19 protein-coding genes, 1 tRNA gene and 1 pseudogene are annotated in these 20627 nt (G+C 37.6%); 5 read left to right on the top strand and 16 right to left on the bottom strand.

What is annotated here, in order from left to right; translation table 11 throughout:
* The 5 genes from H1P_RS35695 to H1P_RS02715 form a co-directional block, all read right to left on the bottom strand.
* Nucleotides 1-200: UPF0182 family protein (locus H1P_RS35695; RefSeq protein ID WP_186375806.1), on the bottom strand; the 200-nt coding region annotated here is incomplete at its 3' end.
* Between the two features lie 162 nt (nt 201-362).
* Nucleotides 363-590 carry a FeoC-like transcriptional regulator gene (locus tag H1P_RS02700; protein ID WP_144863888.1) on the bottom strand — a complete coding sequence of 76 codons (228 nt, stop codon included), beginning with the start codon at nt 588-590 and terminating at the stop codon, nt 363-365.
* A 229-nt stretch (nt 591-819) separates the two neighbouring features.
* The gene (locus tag H1P_RS02705; protein ID WP_144863890.1) at nt 820-1620 is read right to left on the bottom strand and encodes a CPBP family intramembrane glutamic endopeptidase; all 801 of its coding nucleotides are present in this window, start codon (nt 1618-1620) and stop codon (nt 820-822) included.
* A gap of 76 nt (nt 1621-1696) precedes the next feature.
* Nucleotides 1697-2089 carry an AbrB family transcriptional regulator gene (locus H1P_RS02710; RefSeq protein ID WP_144863893.1) on the bottom strand — a complete coding sequence of 131 codons (393 nt, stop codon included), beginning with the start codon at nt 2087-2089 and terminating at the stop codon, nt 1697-1699.
* A gap of 736 nt (nt 2090-2825) precedes the next feature.
* Nucleotides 2826-3749: an RluA family pseudouridine synthase gene (locus tag H1P_RS02715; protein WP_144863895.1), complete on the bottom strand. Its 924-nt coding sequence runs from the start codon at nt 3747-3749 to the stop codon at nt 2826-2828.
* A 100-nt stretch (nt 3750-3849) separates the two neighbouring features.
* On the opposite strand from H1P_RS02715, the gene H1P_RS02720 reads away from it, so the two are divergent.
* Complete coding sequence (locus tag H1P_RS02720; RefSeq protein ID WP_144863897.1) at nt 3850-4050, top strand: hypothetical protein; 201 nt, start codon at nt 3850-3852, stop codon at nt 4048-4050.
* A gap of 1092 nt (nt 4051-5142) precedes the next feature.
* Here H1P_RS02720 and H1P_RS02725 read toward each other — a convergent pair.
* The 6 genes from H1P_RS02725 to H1P_RS02750 form a co-directional block, all read right to left on the bottom strand.
* Nucleotides 5143-5216: transfer RNA gene (locus H1P_RS02725), tRNA-Met, on the bottom strand.
* A 60-nt stretch (nt 5217-5276) separates the two neighbouring features.
* Complete coding sequence (locus tag H1P_RS02730; RefSeq protein ID WP_144863899.1) at nt 5277-6230, bottom strand: asparaginase; 954 nt, start codon at nt 6228-6230, stop codon at nt 5277-5279.
* A gap of 18 nt (nt 6231-6248) precedes the next feature.
* The gene (locus tag H1P_RS02735; RefSeq protein WP_144863901.1) at nt 6249-6746 is read right to left on the bottom strand and encodes a CGLD27 family protein; all 498 of its coding nucleotides are present in this window, start codon (nt 6744-6746) and stop codon (nt 6249-6251) included.
* 30 nt (nt 6747-6776) lie between these two features.
* Nucleotides 6777-7199: a ribosome silencing factor gene (gene rsfS / locus H1P_RS02740; protein WP_144863903.1), complete on the bottom strand. Its 423-nt coding sequence runs from the start codon at nt 7197-7199 to the stop codon at nt 6777-6779.
* A 420-nt stretch (nt 7200-7619) separates the two neighbouring features.
* Nucleotides 7620-8222: a bis(5'-nucleosyl)-tetraphosphatase (symmetrical) YqeK gene (gene yqeK / locus H1P_RS02745; protein WP_246141442.1), complete on the bottom strand. Its 603-nt coding sequence runs from the start codon at nt 8220-8222 to the stop codon at nt 7620-7622.
* Between the two features lie 19 nt (nt 8223-8241).
* Nucleotides 8242-9510, bottom strand: coding sequence for a glycosyltransferase family 4 protein (locus tag H1P_RS02750; protein WP_144863907.1), 1269 nt, complete (start codon nt 9508-9510; stop codon nt 8242-8244).
* A 312-nt stretch (nt 9511-9822) separates the two neighbouring features.
* Between H1P_RS02750 and H1P_RS02755 the strand changes: the two genes are divergently transcribed.
* Nucleotides 9823-10326 (top strand): hypothetical protein, encoded by a 504-nt coding sequence (locus H1P_RS02755; protein WP_144863909.1) that lies wholly within the window; start codon nt 9823-9825, stop codon nt 10324-10326.
* Nucleotides 10327-10375: 49 nt separating this feature from the next.
* On the top strand, nt 10376-11266 hold the full coding sequence (locus tag H1P_RS02760; RefSeq protein ID WP_144863911.1) for a hypothetical protein: 891 nt from the start codon (nt 10376-10378) through the stop codon (nt 11264-11266).
* A 1-nt stretch (nt 11267) separates the two neighbouring features.
* Here the strand turns inward: H1P_RS02760 and H1P_RS02765 are convergent, their stop codons facing one another.
* Nucleotides 11268-11717 carry an ATP-binding protein gene (locus H1P_RS02765; RefSeq protein ID WP_144863913.1) on the bottom strand — a complete coding sequence of 150 codons (450 nt, stop codon included), beginning with the start codon at nt 11715-11717 and terminating at the stop codon, nt 11268-11270.
* Nucleotides 11718-12085: 368 nt separating this feature from the next.
* Nucleotides 12086-13615 (bottom strand): annotated as a pseudogene (gene malQ / locus H1P_RS02770) (4-alpha-glucanotransferase); the annotation flags it as partial.
* A gap of 415 nt (nt 13616-14030) precedes the next feature.
* On the opposite strand from malQ, the gene H1P_RS02775 reads away from it, so the two are divergent.
* Complete coding sequence (locus tag H1P_RS02775) at nt 14031-15179, top strand: SpoIID/LytB domain-containing protein (RefSeq protein ID WP_144863917.1); 1149 nt, start codon at nt 14031-14033, stop codon at nt 15177-15179.
* Between the two features lie 369 nt (nt 15180-15548).
* Here the strand turns inward: H1P_RS02775 and H1P_RS02780 are convergent, their stop codons facing one another.
* Nucleotides 15549-15872, bottom strand: coding sequence for a helix-turn-helix domain-containing transcriptional regulator (locus H1P_RS02780; RefSeq protein WP_144863919.1), 324 nt, complete (start codon nt 15870-15872; stop codon nt 15549-15551).
* A gap of 5 nt (nt 15873-15877) precedes the next feature.
* On the bottom strand, nt 15878-16216 hold the full coding sequence (locus tag H1P_RS02785) for a type II toxin-antitoxin system RelE/ParE family toxin (protein ID WP_186375807.1): 339 nt from the start codon (nt 16214-16216) through the stop codon (nt 15878-15880).
* A 202-nt stretch (nt 16217-16418) separates the two neighbouring features.
* Here H1P_RS02785 and H1P_RS02790 point away from each other — a divergent pair, with 202 nt between their 5' ends.
* Nucleotides 16419-17534, top strand: coding sequence for a PEP-CTERM sorting domain-containing protein (locus tag H1P_RS02790; protein ID WP_144863924.1), 1116 nt, complete (start codon nt 16419-16421; stop codon nt 17532-17534).
* A gap of 69 nt (nt 17535-17603) precedes the next feature.
* Here H1P_RS02790 and uvrA read toward each other — a convergent pair whose 3' ends face one another.
* Nucleotides 17604-20507 (bottom strand): excinuclease ABC subunit UvrA, encoded by a 2904-nt coding sequence (gene uvrA / locus H1P_RS02795; protein ID WP_144863926.1) that lies wholly within the window; start codon nt 20505-20507, stop codon nt 17604-17606.
* Nucleotides 20508-20627 lie beyond the last annotated feature (120 nt).

Raw genomic sequence — 20627 nt, forward strand, 5'->3', positions numbered from 1 at the left:
CAAAAAAACAAACTAGAAAGACTAAAAACTAAGACACTTAAAATAACTTGAGTTTGTCTTTGTTTAATAAAAACAGATAAATAATTAACTTCCTGAAACCATAGCCAATCGATAATTATCTGGGAACTCAACTCAGAAATAAATCCCAGAACTATTAATAAAGCGATCGCTTTTACTCGATTATTTTTTAAAAGTTTCATACCTTATCTCAGTAATCACTGTACAGACCTCTTACTTGAGGGGCTGAATGCGCGAGGTTGCTTCCAAAGTTTACTTGTCCTCGAATGGGGATACTAAAAACAGAAGAGTCCGTTTTTTCAGGCTTTTGCACCTATTTTAATTGGTATTCTATTAACTATTTACTATTCAATGCTTGATACCCATTCATAAAACTCTATTTCCTCTGTCTCGCATTTTTGACAAGTTTTGCATTCTTCGGTGGTGAGAGACTTTTGAACTACGCCCTTTTCCACTAGACTATCGAGCATTGGATTAAGAGTCTGGTTATCAATTTGTAGATAGAGTTTCATCTCGGCGATGGAAACACGCTGAAAATTGAAGACAAATTCTTGTAGTTCTTGTAAGTTCATTATCAAAACCTCGTACTAAATAGCCTCAGAATTACTTTAGCTGATAAATTTTTAAACGAGAATCTTTGTAATTAAATCAAATATATTAATAAGCGAGATCGCCAAAGGCGAGGCGCGTTGCGGACAGCTTAGCTGGCGCGTGCGCGCGAGCCTATACTTAGAAAGTGAATGATTGTTCAAGGCTATTTTTCCCTCCCTCAATTACAACAAATACAAATACAGTCGCTACTCAAAATCTATCAATCACGAGCAGCAAACCACCAACTACTAATAAACACAAGATGCCAAATACACCTGCTAAAGGTTGCCGAGCGATTCCTGTGAGCCAATTTTTATCGTCTGTATTGTAACTAATTAATTCTGCACTATCTAAGCAAGTTAAACCCAGAATCCAGCCTGTATGAAGTCCCCAGGCTAAACCGATATTTCCCCCTGCGACAATTCGCGCTAAGACTAATACCATTCCCATAAGCCACAATCCAGGTAGTTGAGGGATGGTTTTTTCGCGTTCCCACACTAAATGCAATAAAGCAAATATAATACTAGAGGCGATCGCTGAAAGCCAATAAGGAAAGTCTACAATCAATTCATTAATTAGAAAACCGCGAAAGATCGATTCTTCTACAAACGAGATTCCTAAGCCTAAACAAAATACTGGCAATACTAAAGAAACTAATCGAGGGCTGTTTTGCCAGTGCCAAGTTATTAAACCACCAGCAAATTCTAAAGAAAAAACGACAATTAGACTGGCTAGAGCTAGCAGAACACCCCATATTAAAAAAGCCAAGCCTTCCAGTTCCCATTTCCAGCCAATAGTTGACCAAGATACACCTTCCCATCTAATCATTAGTCCCATAATAATCAGAGCAAAGGGATAAAGAGAAGCCAGTAATACTATTTTTTGCTTGACTGTGGGTACTTGAGAGAATTGATAGTTAATTTTTTTACTTAAAGGAATAGCCAGAGGTAGCCATACCACAATCCAAGCACTAAAAAAAAAGAAAATTTTCAGTACAGATAAAGTCCACATATCAACGGTGAAATAATAACAAATCACCTCTGAACTCAAAGGTGATTTATCTCTTTTAAATTTAGTTTACAGATAATTAACTTTCTACTTCAACATCATCATCAACATCAAGTTGTTTGAGATGAATGTGTTTGTAACCTAATTTAATTTCAAATTTGTCACCTTCTTTTAATCCCATCGCTTGAGTATAGGTAGAACCGATAACAATTTGACCATTTTTATGAACACTAACACGATAAGTAGGTTCGCGACCACGACCATCTTTTGCTCCTTCTGGATCGAGAGGAACACCCTTTGCAGCAAGGACTGCATCATAAAAGTCGGTTAAATTTACACGAGTCTGATTATCTTTGGTAGTAGTGTAATATCCGCAGCGTTTTGCTGTTTCTCTTCTAGGTAAATGGGATAACTCTTTTACTTTTTGAAGTAAAGCTTTTCCTGTTAAGGGAGCGGTTGCTGTTTCACTCATTATTGTTGAAATTTCAGTTTTACTTTTTGTTAGTTGCCAATTAATTTATCAGCTTATAGTCGATATTATAAAAAATATACCGTTAAATATCTATATTGTCACAATTTTTTTTGAGAATTTTGATTTTTTTTAGATCGGGGTTAGTTGAAATTTAGTGAAATATTGAAGCTGCAAACTAGGCAACTATTGTTTCTATCTCTTTAGTGGTAATTATTTTTGGGCAGCTTAATTACTAGGTATTTTTTTGTAAAGTTGTCCCTCAATACTTTGTAGCTAAATTGGCTGACCAACTAAAATCTTCTTCTAGAACCACATTTCCAACTCTTTTTTCTCTTGCTAGAGGTAAGGAATGAAAATTATAGTGGTATAGTTGTAAAATTGTATGCAGAAAAGTTACTAATTGTAAGAATGAAACTGATATTTTTTTCTCATGAGAGAACTAAGCAATATTTTTTCAGGAAATTTTGACAATTATTTAGATAATCATCATTAAGCAAGTCGATACTAGCTCCTAAAAATCATTATTTCACTTTCAGGGTAAATTGTAGTTATTCCTACCAAGAAAAAGATAAAATTTTTAACAACTTAAAAAATATGGTGTTTATTAAATGGATGAACGACAAAGTTAGTCTCTTCAAAAAAGGCTGACAAAGAGAATAAAGAGTAAGGAATCAGGCACAATACAAAGATTGAAGCGTACTTTATCGATCTGAGAACTGCTGTACGAAAGAAACTTCTACCGATTTCTTAAGACTCTAAGTAATTTAGTAAATTCTTCTGGCAATTGAGCGATCGCCTCAAGGGTGCGATCCGAGATAGGATGCTGTAAAGTTAATTTATAGGCGTGAAGTGCTTGACCTGAAAGATTGACTTTTAATGAGCCTCCAGAGCCATAGAGCTTGTCTCCTACCAAGGGATAACCCAGATGTGTGCTATGGACTCTTATCTGATGAGTGCGTCCTGTTTCGAGCAAAAATCGCATCAGAGTGTAGTTACCCAATCTTTCGATAACTTCCCAGTGAGTAACTGCTTCTCTACCCCCTTTTTCCACAGGGATAATTGCCATTTTTTTTCGGTCTGTTTTATGACGGCCTATCGGTAGATTAATTGTCCCATTATCTTCTCTTGGAGAACCACAAACTACCGCCCAATATTCTCTTCTAGCAGTTTTTGCTTTAATTTGTCCTTGGAGATGCTGATGAACGCGATCGCTTTTGGCAACTACCATCGCCCCTGTGGTATCTTTGTCCAGACGATGGACTATTCCTGGACGCTCTATACCGCCAATTCCAGCTAGATTATCGCAGTGGTATAATAAAGCATTAACCAAAGTACCATTGGGATGTCCTGGTGCGGGATGAACAACTATACCCACAGACTTATTAATAATAATCAGATGTTCGTCTTCATAAAGAATATCTAAGGGAATATTTTCGGGTTTAATATCCAGCTTTTTCGGCGAAGGAATTGTGACTTGAATTAAATCCCCCACTGCTAGTTTAGTTTTTTTGTTGGTACAGATAAGATCGTTTAATTTGAGGTTGCCTTCTTCAATTAATTTTTGTAAACGCGATCGGGAGATATCCGATAATTGAAGGGATAACCATTTATCTAAACGTTCTCCTTTTGTGATTACTTTTAATTCTCTAAGCTGAGAAATGTTATTTTTTGTGAGTTGATTGTTAATGGCAAACTCCTGAGCTTCCTTTAATTATGTAGTTTCTATTTAGTCTTGTCTGAGCGTTAACTAACTGTTTCTTATGAATTTATTCTTGACTAATCATTGGTTATTATTCATCAATTCTATAGCATTCTGGTTAGCCCCTGTTGCTTTAGCCATTAATTTAGCAATAGGTAAGAATAAGCCTAACAGTTATAAGAAAAAAATTGGATATTTCTATGGTAGCTTATGGGCGATCGCTTTTTTAGTTTATTTTGCGATCTTTATTTTTAAGGAATAAGGATGAGTTGTAATGATTAATAAAATACCAGATAGTTCCAAGAGGATTTTCTAATATCTGGGAAAAAGACCAAGTTTTTCTAACAATCGCCAGAAATTCTTTGACGTAATGGATTTTTCCGTTTGTAGAAATTTGATTACTTTCGCATTTCGAGTAAATTAGCTAAGTACAGGACAAAAATTGTCAAGAGAGGAGAAATTCATTAATTTTGTCGCTATGACGTATCCTTAGTCGAAACCGAATTTGTGGTTCAATCAAAAGATACGAGAGCCATTCTTGACCGACAAATTACTTGTCTACAATTTTGTATAAAAACATCAAAATCAACTGCTGCTTAAATTTTGTGTTAACAAACTTATAAAGCAAACGTGGACTCTCCTAAGCTAGCAGTTACCTCGTCGATTCATTTGATTAGAGATAATCGTACCAAATCTGTTTAGTAAAACCCTCAATAAATATTCAGTGTAGAGACGTATCATGATACGTCTCTGCAAGGTTTAACGGTTTCATCTATAAACTGGGTATATAATTCGGATTTGGTATCAATCCTCTTTTATGATTAAGGGGATTTTTAACGAAGATACCTTGTATTCAGCCCACAAAAAATCAAGGTTTGACCTCAAAGTTATAAAAGAGGTATCAAACGGCAGGATGTTTACCATCATTAGCAGAAAGTCATAACAGAGATTGACAAACTACCGATCTGAATCATTATTTTTAATAACTATGTGGAGCAACTTGATTTAGAAAATCTTGAAATCAAAGCCGATGAGTCAGAGAAAAAATTGCCGACAAACCCCACGGATTATAGCTTATGGCTTACAGCTAATTAACTTGGAATGATAATTCAGAATAAAAACAGGATTTGATAAAATCAACTAGATATTATCATAGTCGCTAGTCTTTGTTTTGCTTTACAGAAAAGACAAGTTAAGCCAAAAATTCTCCAAGATCGCTGGGCTATCTATTTTAAAACCGTGCGAGTATGTATTAATAATAGGTTAGTAAGCGAATTTTTAGTAAAGCTTGTAGTGCATAACTTAAGACTAGTAGCTTAAATAGGCACTACGCTTATTAATTTAATTTTAAATATGGCGGGAGGCGGATTTGAACCACCGACCTTCGGGTTATGAGCCCGACGAGCTACCAGACTGCTCTATCCCGCGTCGCCTTAACTAATATAACAAGATATTCGTTAAATAGCAACTAAACACAGAAATTTTTTTTTAGACCATTGCCAGTTCTCCAATGACTTCTAAACGCTTATGATCGGTGAGTTTCATGAATTTTTCTGCTAGATTTTCCGCAATGGCGGGAGATATCCAACCCATTTGCCTTAAGAGATGGATTGCTACTGCGTATTTGGCTCTTTTTGCCCCATCAGCTACTTTAATCGCCAAACCCATACCTTCGCCAACTCGACCAATACATTGGATGCCTTCCGCACCAGATTTGCTAACAATCGAGCCTCCTGTTAACAGCATTAACTCTGTATCAAAATTACCTTTTCCTGATACCATCTGAGGATAGTTGGTCATAGCGCGTACTGTACGCTCTAAACCTAAACTATTACCTGAAGCTAAATGAGCATAAAGATAAGCCATCTGTTGCAATTGCATCGAATAAGTCGGTGCGCCACAATCGTCACGAGCTTGAATCAACTCATCCCCAGGCATAGATAAAATATCTGCAACCTTATTTAAAATCAACTGCTGTACTGGATGGGAACGATGCAAATAAGTATTAAGTGACCAATTACGCTGCTGACAAACTGCTAACATTCCAGCGTGTTTTCCAGAACAGTTGTGTTGTAGAGGACTTTGTTTCCCTTCAGAAATTGGGCATTGTAAAGCAGTGGGGGCAATCTCAGCACGCCACAGAATATTAAATACCTGTCTCGCCTGTTCGATAGTGCCACCATGGGAACTACAAATAATTGCTAAGTCTTTTTCTGTAAGGTCATATCGCTCTAAGATGCCGCTACTAGTAACTGCCAATGCTTGAAAAGGTTTGAGTGCAGAACGGATAAAGGTTGCAGTTTGCGAATTACCAGCTAGTAACATCAAACGATTCCGATTGTCACTAACCACTGCTTCAATTTTATGAACTGATTCCCCAATGCCCTCTCTCAAGAGATGAACTTCCAGCTTGGGTGTATGAGTTCGTTTTCCCCTAGTCATGAGTTATTTTTGATCTTGCTAAACGAACCAGATTATACTGCCAACAATGACTATACATAACAAAAACACAAAAGTTTTTTTAATGCGGTCGAGAATCGGCTGAACTTCGTAACCAACAATTAAGCGATCGCGTGTTAACATAGACTCTGGTTTGAGCCAAACTTGCCCATCGTACCATCCTGACTCTTCATAAGAAATTCGCTCTTGGTACAAGCGATCGCACACATAAGACCAGCCAAAGTATAATTGAAATAGTACTAAAGCGGTTAAAAAAGTCATTCCACCAATACTGGAAAGGAAAAACTTCACAGGATACTTTGTCGGCAAAAAGCTAGCTGCTGCAATGGGTGCTGCAATAATTGATGTGGCAAAACCCACCCCAAGCAGTTTTTTAATGTAGTCTGTAGGTTCTAAAGTAGCCCAGCTAAAAAACCAGGAATCTTGTAATTGTTGATATTCATGAGTGGGTTGTTGTTCTTGGGGAACTGGACAAAATTGAGTAGCAGATTTGTTCATGTTCTAGATCTATACTTAATTGCAGAAATACTAAGTTGCACTAAATTCAATACGTTCTGCATGTCCCCAGAACGCTTCTAAATTATAATATTCTCTTTCTTCCTGCATAAATATATGAACGATAACTTCCCCGTAATCTACGACAACCCATCTCCCATCAGTTTTTCCTTGAACTCTTAGAGGTATTAATTGATACTTGGCTTCAATTTGTTCTTCGATAGAATCACAAATAGCTTTAACCTGAGTAGCAGAAAATCCTGTAGCAACTATAAAATAATCTGCTAGGTAAGAAATCTCAGATACCTTTAAAAGGACAATATCTGATGCTTTTTTATCATCTGCTGCTTCTGCAATACCATGGGCTAGTTGTTCGCTAGAAATTTCAGCAGTAACAGGGATCCTTTTTTCTTGAGTAGCAGTACCATTTAATTCATATTGTGGTGAATTGCTCATTAAATTTCTAAAATTCTACTGTTGAATGCGTAAGTTTTAATTGAGTAAATTGAAAACATTCTATTATTGTAGTGAATTTATACCGAAGAGGAATTTTTTTATGGTTTTTGTTTTCCTTACTTAATTTTAACGACAATTCAGTGAGAATTAGTCAGGCTTTCGATCCCCTAGCACAAAGAGATCGGGGCATTCTCAGCCTTGGTTATAATTATTTTTGTCTTTCCCCTACCTATTGCTCCAAACCAGACCATTAATTTTGCCTCAGTACTTATTTCCAGTTATACAAAGTACACCTTATCTGAATTAAAAACGCCCTTGATACCGTAAAGTTTTTTAGGTTCGCCAAAAGTGATGAATTTCCAATGAGCAAGGAAATTACACGGGTTTTAAAACCCAATTCACATTAAACGTCAGAAATATTTATAAAGAGGCTGTTTTCTTCACTTTCCTTAATGCCCAATTGCGCGTCAAAACAGTACGAGGATGGATTAATTTGCGATCGCTTACCAAATATTGTAAAGTATAGTCACTGGTTTCCCAAACACCCTGATAAAGGTTGTCAGTAGCAATTTCTCGTAAACGATTTAACTCGTTAGTATTTCCGCGATTAGGTTCGATCTTATCAGCAAGATAAACGATACAGCTTAAAGAACTCATTTCAGGATTGCCTAAAGTATGATTTTTAATTGCGTCGAGAATTTTTGTGCTTTTTACGCCAAATTCTTGTTGAGCCACTACCGCACTGACATCTGCATGAAGCAAATGAGGATGTTGCTGAGATATCTCATCGATTTCAATGTTAGCTTTGCGAGCAATACGCAATAGTCGATCTGGCGGAAAGAATTTGGCTAAATCGTGAAGTAGCCCTGCTTTAGCTGCTTTTTTCTCAGGTAGCTGATGACACTTTGCTAAGTGAATACAAGTTGCTTCGACGCCCAAAATATGATTTATACGATGGGAAGATACATTATATTCTAACCACGTTATTACTTGTTTTCGCCAAAGATTTTGTTTTGTACTCACCAGTAGATTTTGCTCAGTCCTATACTTTACCAATAATTGTAGAAGAGCTTTTGACATCAGAGCTATTAAGAACAGAAACAAAAAGTTGTTCGTACTTATCTAAGGCTGATTCAAAAGCATAATTTTGTTCTGCATATACTCTACCTTGACGACCCAATCTAGCTGCTAAGGGACGGTCTTCATATAATTGAATAATTGCATTGGCTAATGCTTGAGGGTCTTCTGGTGGTACAATAACACCGCCACCACTTTTTCTCAATGCGCTAGCTGCTGTACCTGTGGAGGGAACAGAACCCAAAATAGCACGTCCACTAGCTAGTAAAACCTGAATTTTTGAGGGCATATTAAAATCAAGAACATTTTTCTTTTGCACCACCAAACCTACATCCGCAGCCGCCAACATTTCTGGTAGTTTGGCTCTTGGTTCAAAGGGTAGTAGAGTTACATTATCAACGCCATGTTTTTCACAGTATTTTTGCAGTCTTTTGAGAGCTTTACTCTCCCCTACTATAACTACTGCAATATCAGATAAATGTTTGAGGCGGGATGAAGCATCAATAACTGTCTCTAAACCTTGGGTAAGGGCGATGTTACCAGAATATAAAACCACAAATTTATCCTGTAGTTTATTTTTTAGTAAAAAGGAACTGTCTTCTTTTGGTAGTGGCTTAATAAAATTAATATCTACCCAATTAGGAATTTCACTTATTTTGTCTAATTCTACTCCTTTTGCTAGAATATTTTTGGTAAAACCATCCGCAATTACACTAATTTTAGTAGCTGTACTATAGGCGAATTTTTCTAACTTTTTGAGAATTGTGATGATTTTAGAATTGTTAATTAATCCTACATGAACTGCTGCGTCAGGTAAGATGTCTTGTAAATTTAAAACAATAGGGGAACGATAAATTGTACTTAAAATAGCTGCGGAAACTGACACTGGTAATCCTGGAACTGTTAAGAGAATCACATCAGGTCGCCAACCCCGAAAAGCTTGTAGCAAGCTTAAAAACATGAAGCTAAATTCAAAACCCGCTCTATTAACGACATTTCTTTGGCGACGAGTCCAAATATAGCATCTTTGAACCTTCACTCCATTGATATCTTCAGTACAAAATAGTTTTCTTTTGTATTCTGGGTTAATTTCTCCTTCTGGGTACCAAGGCATAGCCGTGATTACTCTAACTTCGTGACCTCGCTTGACCATTCCTTCTGCTAATTCAGTCATTAACGGCGCAATGCCGATGGGTTCTGGATAGTAATTATAAGAGTAAATCAGAATACGCATATTTTTTGTATTGTATGATATAGATAGATATTTGTTACTACTTTTATGGGGGAAGATAGTGACCCGCTCGGTCAATGTTTATCGATAAGTTATGTTACTTAAAGTTATAACACTGAAGAAGCAAAATGACTTTTCAAATTATACTTTTCCTGGCGTTAGTATTATTATTTTATCCTTACTAAAGTGCAAATACAGTAAACATTCTATGTATTGAAGAGCTTTGTATTTAAAACTTTATTAAAGATATCATCAATTCTGTAAATATTCTTGGTATATATTCAGAGATAAACGGTATATTCAATAACATAAATCATGAAAAGTTGGCGTAAAATTCTAGCAATTTGTCTGATCGGCGTTTTATTCCTGACTACTTCTTGTACGGAACAAGTTCCCTCTCGTTTCGATCAAGCACAACAAGACAGTAGCAGCAAGGGCGCAACTACGGTAGTCCAAGAATCGGAGCCTGGTGGTAATTTTAATCGTTATTTCCCCAGTGCGAGTGATGGCTATGAGAGAGTCTATACTCAAGAGAAAAAGGGTTTTGCTGAAGCGAAGCTCAAAAAAGACGGTGAAGAAGTAGCTGTCATGGCAATTTCTGATACCCTCAACAATTCTGCTGCTAAGACTAAATTCCAAAGTAGCCAAGAAACTATTGCTGGTTATCCCGCAGTTAAACAAGGAAGTAAAAGTAACGCTTTATTGGTAGGGGATAGATTTCAAGTGAAAGTGTCTTCCCGTAATGATTCTTTTACTGAGAATGATCGCAAAGATTGGTTGAGTAAGTTCGATCTTCAGGGTTTGTCTGGTTTGAATTAAGCACTGATACTGAACATAAACACTTTAAGAGCTAAGAGGAAATAACCAAATGAGCAAACCAATTTTTGAACTGGTGGATAATTTACCAACCAAAAATATCACCACTATGATGTTAAGCTCTCTTGATTTTGTCGTCCCTGGAGGGTGGCAAAATATAGTGGGTTTTGAAAATATGATTCGCCATGTTACAGGAGAGTCAGATGAGGAGATGATCCAGCAAATCGGCGATCGTGCTATCTGGCTGTATAATGATAAATCTCAGGGTTATCAGAAGGCATTATGGCTCTATCAAACTGTGGATCGTGCTGATAGTGCTTTGGGTGCGGCAGCTTTAGCTAACAAGGTAGGAGATAAGATACCTTTGGTAGGAGGTTTTTTAAGTCGAGTAACTCCCAATCCCGACAAGGCACAATCGATCGATCTTTGTATCAAGCTAGTGGTAGAGCTAGTGGCTTTTTGTCAGATTAATGGTATACCTGGCGACAGCATTGGGGATTTCGTAGCTGCTTTAGGCGATTATGGTGGTGAATCTCTGATGCGAATGGCAGCTTTAGTTTGTGTCGATGGTTTAATACCTTTAGGACCCGATTTTATTTTGAAAGCACAATCTACCTTGGGTAAGATGAGCCATAAAGATTTAGAAGCGAACCCCACATTTAAAGGAGTAAAAGAGTTAATTCCTGGGCAAGACTCTCGCAACCAACTTGATTTTATTGGTAACAGTTTTGACTCAGTTAAAGGCTGGATGAGCAATTTTGTCGCCCAAAGAAATCTCACACCAGAAGAAGTTTTTACTAAACTTCAAGGATTTTTAGAATTTTCGGAAAATAAGCTCGATTATGTAGCAGCTTTTCTCGATTTGACAACAAACTACTACGAGCATACAGGAACACAAACCTTGGCTGCACGATTAATTGAGAGGGCTTCGGCGGAAATTTAAACTAAATTGAGTTTAGTGAAGCATATTTTTTCCTAATAACTAAACAATTACGATAATCGGGGGAGGTAAGATATTGCAATTCATCAGTTAATTTTTTGATAAATTGTAGTCCTCTGCCTCCTTCTTTTTCGATGGAAGTGACATTTTTCTCGTTGGCTAATAGCTGCGCTTTAAGATCGAATGGTTTACCAGAATCCCAAACTCTAATTTCTAAAAAATTAGGAAATAATTCTACTTCTAAATCAATAGGAGTTGATGCAGGTAAATCATGATGAGCATGACGAACTGCATTGGTAAAAGCTTCTGCTAGAGCGACTTCGCATTGCCAGCCTGTTTTTTGGGGTAAGTAAGGACTAATGAGTCTTTCAAACCAAGAGAGGACATCTTTGAGATGACCTAGTTTTGTATCTACTTGTAAATGAAATTTGTGTTTTGTGTGTTCGGAGATCATAGCGAAAGTAGTGGAGAGGAGAAATAGACACCTATAAAAATAGTAATTGTTTTTATGAGTTAAGAAGAATATTCTTCTTACTTAATTAATTATTGATTAACCAAGTTTGAGCGAAAAAATAGTGTTATTTAGCGAAAAATGTACCTGCTAAACTAGGTATTAGCTAAATGCGATCGCAAAGTAATAAGCTAATATAGCGTTTTCCTAGTATGGAAAATTTTTTAGTCAAAAATGTTGATTAAAAACTTATAGTAACTATATTAGCAAATACAAAAGTTTACTTTATTGATTCAACTGTTAATAAGTTTTACAGTAATTTATCATAAAAAACTACTGTAAAAACTCTTAAGTAATTTCCCCATTTCAGATTAGCCAATAGTTTTAGGGACTGGCATTCTACCGTAAAGATAAGTTAAATACTTTAAACGACCGCTAAGTTCTGGGTTAAAGGCTTCTTGGCGACAACGCCATTCCCAATTACCTTCTACTGTAGAAGGAGTATTCATCTTGGTATCTGTACCCAAACCTAAAACATCTTGGAAAGGAACAATTGCAGTGTTAGCTACCGAACTCATTGCGAGACGAATTAATGCCCAGTGAATGCCATCGTCACAGATACATCCCAAGTAGTCTACTACTCTGGCTTGAGCTTCAGGGTCACGAGAGTTAAACCAGCCGATAGTAGTATTATTATCGTGGGTGCCTGTATAGACAATACAGTTGCAGTTATTGTAATTGTAAGGGAGAAAGGGATTAAGGCGATCGCTGTCAAAAGCAAAATGTAAAATTTTCATCCCAGGAAAGCCAAATTGATCCCGTAGGGCTTCTACTTCAGGAGTAATTACCCCTAAATCTTCTGCCACAATAGGTAACTCTCCTAAATCTTGCTTCAGTAGCTCAAAAAACTTGTCTCCAGGGGCTTTTAACCACTTACCACTCATAGCAGTGGTTTCCCCTTGAGGCACAGCCCAATAAGCCTCAAAACCTCGGAAATGATCTACCCGAATAATATCGACGTATTCTAAAATACCTTCGACTCTTCTAATCCACCATTGAAAATCAGTTTTTTCTAACTCATCCCAGTTGTAAACGGGGTTACCCCACAACTGACCAGTAGCACTAAAATAATCTGGTGGTACTCCCGCCATTAACGCAGCTTCTCCTGTTTTTTTGTCTAAACAGAAGATATCGGGATGTGACCAAACATCAGCACTATCATGAGCAACATAAATGGGAATATCTCCAAAAATGGAAATTCCTTTTTCGTTGGCATAGGTTTTTAACTGCTTCCATTGTGAGAAAAAGAGATATTGCCAGAATTTGTGTAAGAATATTTCATCTTTTAGATCGAGTGCCCATTGAGTAATAGCTTCTGGTTGACGGCAGGCGATAGATTTATCCCATTGATGCCAACTTTTACCTTCATGGGCTTCTTTAAGTGCCATGAAGAGGGCATAATCATCCAACCAGTTGGCATGGCGATCGCAAAAGCGATTAAATTCTTTTAAGTCTGTTTCTGTAGCTTGTTGTTGAAATTTCAGACTTGCCTTTCTCAGTAAAGGAATTTTGGTAGCAATTACCAAACTGTAATCTACTCGATCCAAAAAGTAATCGGGTAAATTGTTTAAGTCGTCTTCGGCTAATAAATTGTCTTCTAGTAGTTTTTCAGGACTAATGAGAAGCGGATTTCCTGCTAAAGCAGAATAGCACAAATAAGGGGAGTTACCGTAGCCAGTGGGACCAAGGGGTAAAATTTGCCATACCTGTTGGTCAGCATCAGCCATAAAATCAATAAACTTGTAAGCATTTTCTCCCAAATCTCCAATCCCAAAAGGACTGGGAAAAGAGGTGGGATGAAGCAAAATACCACTAACTCTAGAGTCAAACATTAATTTTTTTCCTTGAGAATATTTCTACTGTGGTTTGATGGGAATCGTCTGGCAATCTTAATTAAAGATTAAAAGGGAATCGGCAAGCGGAATGTAAAAGAAGATATCATCCACTGTGACAAAGTTTTTTCATTGGAGATCATAACAATAACCAATCAGGCAGTTGGGCTAATTAAAGTCAACTGTGCTTATTAGTTCAAAAGTATTATTCAATTAACTTGATAATTACTACCAAAATCTTGCAACATAGATTTTGGTTCATTTTATCTCAATTACTTTTCTACACAGAACTATAGTCACTTCAGCAAAACATTAACAATAATTACAGTTGACGAAAATACCATTTGTAAGAAACACTATTACTCAATTGAGCATCGTAACAGACTAGACCCTATTGCCAGCCTTCTTAGGAGACTTGAGTTATATGAAATTACAACAAAAAAAGACAATCATTCCTTCTCTAGTAAATCGTTTATTGATTAATCGTAAATATCCTTGGTTTTTCTCGCTTTTACTCTGGCTTGTTTTAGTATTACCTGCCCAAGCTCTCGAATTACGAGTGGCAATTCAAAAAAATATTAGTAGTGTTAAAGTAGGTAGTTCTACTACTGCGGTAGTAAAAGACAACACGGGAAATAAAATCGGTGAATTAACGCCAATGGCTGCTTTATCTGCTCAACCAAAGAGTGGCAAAATACTATTAGATCGGTTGCAAGCATCAGAAATTATTGTTGAACCAACAAATAATGGTTATGTCTGGATTGGCGATCGCTGGTATCGAGGAAAAACCCGTTTAATACTCAGTGGCAATAGTATTACTGCTATCAATCACGTCGATTTAGAGCATTATCTCTATAGTGTAGTAGGTGCAGAAGCAGTTTCTACCTGGCCCATTGAAGCTTTAAAAGCCCAAGCTGTAGCAGCCCGCTCCTATGCATTATACAAGCGTAAAACAGGACAGAATAGTCTTTATGATGTAGACACTACCATTAGCACTCAGGTATACAAAGGCTTAAATACAGAATACGTTACCACCCACGAAGCAGTTAACAGCACAGCTGGGCAAATAATGACCTATAACAACAGTGTTATTTTAGCTGCGTTTCATTCTTCCTCTGGGGGACATACCGAGAATGTCGAAGATATCTGGACATCTCCTTTACCCTATCTTAGAGGAGTGATAGATTACGATCATGAATCGCCTGTTTTTGAGTGGGATAAATATTTTCCTCTGAGTCAATTTAATAATTTGCTTGGTATAGGAGTGGGTAACATTAAAAATATGATTCCTGAAAAAGTTACTCCTCAAGGAAGAATTGTCAGCCTGAAGATAGTCGGCGATCGTGGTACAACTGAAGTAAGTGGCAAAAAAATCCGTAAAGCTTTGGATTTACGCAGTACTCTTTTCCGTATTCAAGCCAATGGTAGCAGTGTTAAAGTCTATGGTAGAGGCTTTGGTCATGGTTTAGGTTTGAGTCAATGGGGTGCTTATCATCTGGCAAAACAAGGAGTTGGCTATAACCAAATTTTGGCTCACTATTACCAGAATGCAAGTTTATCTCAATTTAGGTAATTATTTTTATTCCATTTCAGTTTTTTAATTTTTATTGCTACAAAAAACCCAGTCACATTATTTTGTGGCTGGGTTTACCTCTTTAATTGCTAAATAAGTTTAATTTTGTTTATAAGCGATCGCTATTTTCCGAAAAATTATTTAATTTAGCTGAATCAGTAAAGGTGCCTGATTTTATCCATCAAGAAGTAGATATTTAGGACTACTTCCCTTTAGATGATTGGAAAAATTGTATTCGCCAAGTTGGAGGCAAAATTGTTAAAAGTTCCCCTGGTGAATTATTTTAATGTTGGCAAATTAGTTTTAAAGAATAGTGTCATCGCTTTTTATTTTTTCCCAACATAAATCCTATAATTTTAATTCTTATTATTAATTGTAAGTAATTGTTGTCACTTCTAAATTAACTTTTAGTTTTTGGCGTAAAACATCGAAAATTGCAGTTAGGTTATTCATAGTTGGATTGCCTTTTGCGGACAACATTCGATGTAAGCTTTTACTTGGTAAAGATGTTTGTTGGGCTAATTGTTCAAAGCCGATAGTAGCATTCACTAAATCTCTTAATATTAGTCTTGCTGTTTCTGGTTCGCCATTGAGTAATAAAGAAGCAGCTTCATCTAATAATGCTTTGGCAAATTCAGGGTCTTTTTTGAGTCGTTCATTGACTGTTTCCGTAATATCTCTCGTTATAGTCATTTTTGCTATTTTTTATTTTTCTTATTTAATTTTCGTTTGCGAGCTTTGTATTCCTGATATAGAGTTTTAGCTTTCTTGATATCTGCTTGCTGCTTCTTCTTCGTTCCACCACCAAATAAGATTATTAATTCTTTCCCTTCTTGCGCTAAATATATTCTATAACCTGCTCCCCAATTAATCTTGTACTCACCAATGCCATCAAACCATTTAACGTTTGAAGTATTACCCAGCTTTAAGCGGGTTATGGCTACTGTAACTTTGGCAGCAGCTTGAGCATCTAAGCTATTAAACCACTTCTGATAGGGATTTGAGCCATCCTCTCTAATATATTCTCTGACTTCCATACCAATATATAGTAACTTATATGTTACTTTAATACGGTATTAGTTATTGGTGAAGCGATCGCTCTTTTGCTATTTCTGCTAATCTGTAACTGAATAACACGCTTCATTTTATTTCTGAGTTTTGGATGGATAAATGCTACTAATTAATTGCTTTTAGGCTCTATTTTTCTGTCAAGATAGTTTAAGTTTTAAATATTTGACTATGCGATTTTCCTTTAAGCTCTTATTTCTATCTTTATCTACAGTCTCGCTCGGATTTGTATCATCTGGTGAAGCGAGGAAAGCTTTTTTTAAGGGATTAGGCGATATTCCTGGTGGTAATTTTGATAGTTCTGCTTTTGGAGTATCGGCAGACGGTAATGTTGTAGCAGGAAAAGGAAGTTCTGAGAATGGTGGATGGGAAGCCCTGATCTGGAATAACACTGATGAAATAATAAGATTAGGCGATCTTGGCGAGCTTTCAGGCAGTGTATATCTTAGTTATTCCTCTGCCGTATCGGCTGACGGAACTATTGTTGTCGGGAGTTCTGGTACAACCAAGCAAGCATTTATCTGGAATGAAGCTAATGGGATGATCGGTCTAGGCGATCTCCCTGGCGGTAGTTCTAATAGTAATGCTTATGATATATCAGCAGATGGTGATTTTGTGGTAGGTTCAAGTAATTCTGCTAATGGATGGGAAGCCTTTGTCTGGAATAAAGCTGCGGGAATGGTTGGTTTGGAAGATCTTCCTGATGGTGATTTTTACAGCAAGGCTCATGGAGTATCGGCAGAGGGTTCAGTCGTCGTAGGGCAAGGAACTTCTGCTAACGGAAGAGAAGCTTTTATCTGGAGTAAAACTAATGGCATGGTGGGTTTGGGCGATTTTCCTGGTGGCAGATTTTACAGCGAGGCTTATGACGTATCAGCAGATGGTTCAGTTGTTGTAGGACGAGGGACTTCTCATAAAAAGGAGAAAGGTATTCCTTGGGAAGGAGAAGAAGCCTTTATCTGGAGTAAAGCTAATGGCATGGTGGGTTTAGGGGATCTTCCTGGCGGTCATTTTGCTAGTATTGCTTTGGCGGTATCGGCTGATGGAAATATTGTTGTAGGAAAAAGCCATTCTGCCAGAGGATGGGAAGCCTTTATTTGGGATAAAAAGAATGGAATGCGATCTCTAAAAAATGTTTTAGAAAACGAACATAACTTGGACTTGACTGGTTGGACATTAGAAGAGCCATCAGATATTTCTGCTGATGGCTTGACTATAGTTGGCACGGGGTATAATCCCAAGGTAAAATCAGAAGCTTGGATTGCTAGATTAGATTCCGAATTATGAACGACCGTTTCTCGACCGTAGTTAAAAAATGGCAGAGCGTGGGTAATGCCTATTGTACTGATATCGCAGTTAATTATTGTATCTTTGCAAAACTTGTTTTAAATACTTCCCTGTGTAAGAACTCTTATTCTCTGCTACTTCTTCAGGAGTTCCTGTAGCTATAACTTCTCCTCCTTTATCGCCTCCTTCTGGCCCTAAGTCAATAATCCAATCAGAACAACGAATAACATCCAAGTTGTGTTCGATAACTACTAAAGAATTACCTTTATCTACCAATCGCTGTAAAACATTCAAGAGGTGATGAACATCGTAGAATGATAAGCCCGTAGTGGGTTCATCAATGAGATAGAGAGTTTTTCCCGTGGCGCGTCGGGATAATTCAGAGGCGAGTTTGACTCTTTGGGCTTCTCCGCCTGAGAGGGTGGGGGCTGGTTGTCCAAGTTTGATGTAGCCTAAACCGACATCTACGAGGGTTTGCAGCTTTTTCTGGGCGCGAGGGATGTTTTGAAAGATTTCTAAGGCTTCTTCTACTGTCATGTTAAGTACATCGGCAATGGAATAACCTTTATATTTAACTTGGAGGGTTTCGCGGTTATATCTGGCACCTTTACAAACATCGCATTGCACATATACATTAGGGAGAAAATTCATTTCAATGACGTTGACACCCTGTCCGCTACAGGCTTCGCACCTCCCTCCTTTGACGTTAAAAGAGAATCTTCCTGCCTTGTATCCTCTGGCTTTGGCTTCGATAGTTTCGGCAAAAATAGCTCGAATAGCATCAAAAACTCCCGTGTAGGTAACAGGGTTAGAACGAGGTGTTCTACCAATAGGAGATTGATCGATGATGATTACTTTATCAATTGCTTGTAAGCCTTTGATTGTACCTAATTTAGTGGGAAAGGGTTTCTTTTTAGTCAGGTGATGTTGCAGTGCGGGATGGAGTAATTCATTAATTAAAGTGGATTTCCCCGAACCTGATACCCCTGTGATGGCAACAAATTTACCCAGAGGAATATCAACATCGATATGTTTGAGATTATTTTGATGACAGTCTTGGAGTGAAAGACAGACTTGCTTACCTTCTCTTCTTTCGGTGGGAGTAGTGATAACTTTTTTGTGGGATAAATAGGCTCCTGTAAGGGACTTTTTAGCAGCAAGTAATTTTTTAAAACTACCCTCAACGACTATTTCCCCACCGTGAACTCCTGCATGGGGCCCTATATCCACAATATGATCGGCACATCTGATAGTATCTTCATCATGTTCTACTACGATTAATGTGTTGCCTAAATCTCGCAGTTTTTGTAAGGTAGTGAGTAAGCGATCGTTATCTCTTTGATGTAAACCGATACTAGGCTCATCAAGTACATATAGTACCCCTGTCAAACCTGCACCAATTTGGGTAGCAAGGCGGATTCTTTGGGCTTCTCCCCCTGATAATGTCATGGCAGCACGTTCTAAAGTCAGATAGTCTAAACCGACATCTAAGAGGAATTGCAAACGGGCTTTGATTTCTTTGAGAGCTAATTCCCCAATTAATGCTTGACGCTGGGTAAGCTGAAAATGGTTAATTTTATTGAGACAATCGCGGATGGGAACACTTACCAGATCGTTGATTCTATATTGTCCTAAACGCACAGCCAAAGATTCTGGTTTTAAGCGTTTTCCGTTACAGACTTCACAAGGCTGATTAATTAAATACTGTTCTAATTTCTGTTTAACCCCATCAGAACTAGTTTCGCGATAATTGCGTTCCAGCATTCTAACAATGCCATAGTAATTACGGTGATAACCTTCTCCGCCACCACGACTATCTGAGTAGAAAAAAATTGGTTCTTCTGTACCATAGAGTAAGATGTCTTTTTGTGGTTTAGTTAACTTATGCCAAGGAGTTTGAATATCAAAACCATAAGCTTCTCCAACACTGTAAAGCAGAGAGAGATAGTAAGTATTATCTTTATCCGACCAAGGAGCGATCGCACTGTATAATGGTTGTTTAGGATCGGGTACTACTAATTCTGGAGCAAATGTCCGCATACTACCAATCCCGTGACAATGGGGACAAGCACCGTAAGGAGAGTTAAAAGAAAACAAACGAGGTGATAACTCTTCGATGACTGCACCATGTTCGGGACAGGCAAAGTTTTCGGAAAATACGATTTCGTTGGTTTGTTCATCGTTAGTAGAGACGTTCCGTCGGGATGTCTCTATCGTTGATTTTTTGTTATTAGAATCAGGGATAACATCAATTACAGCAATGCCATCAGCAAGACTTAAACAAGTACTCAGGGAATCGGCTAAACGTTCTTCAATCCCAGGTTTTTTGACTAAGCGATCTACTACTACTTCTATATTATGGGCGTAATTTTTCTCTAAAGTAATCTCTTCTGCTAACTGTTTTACCTCTCCATTTACTCTTACCCGAACAAACCCCTGAGAAGCCAAACTGGATAATAGCTGTTTATGAGTTCCCTTTTTACCCCTAATTACTGGTGCGAGAATCAGAAACTTGGTTTGATCGCTTAATGCCATTACCTTGTCGCACATTTCATCGATGGTTTGGGGTACAATAGAGCGATCGCATTTTGGACAATGAGGTTCACCAGCCCGACCAAATAATAACCTTAAATAATCATAAATTTCTGTGACTGTACCCACAGTAGAACGAGGATTATGGGAAGTAGACTTTTGATCGATAGAAATGGCGGGACTTAAGCCTTCAATGGCATCGACATCGGGTTTATCTAATTGTCCTAAAAACTGTCTAGCGTAAGCACTTAAAGACTCTACATAACGCCGTTGTCCTTCTGCAAAGATGGTATCAAACGCTAAAGAGGATTTACCCGAACCCGATACCCCAGTAAACACAATTAGTTTATTACGAGGCAGATCGAGATTGACATCTTTGAGGTTATGCTGTCGCGCACCACGAATGCGAATGGTATCCAGGGACTCAGAGAGATTAGGCATTTACACGGATGATTCAGGACATAAATGATTGTAACGAGTTTTGACCGTGAGAGAGGCTTCTGGCTAGGGAGCATCTCTAATCGCGATGTTGACAGGCTTTGCGCTCAAAGGTAGATGGTA

The organism is Hyella patelloides LEGE 07179, assembly GCF_900659865.1.
GTDB classification, from domain to species: domain Bacteria; phylum Cyanobacteriota; class Cyanobacteriia; order Cyanobacteriales; family Xenococcaceae; genus Hyella; species Hyella patelloides.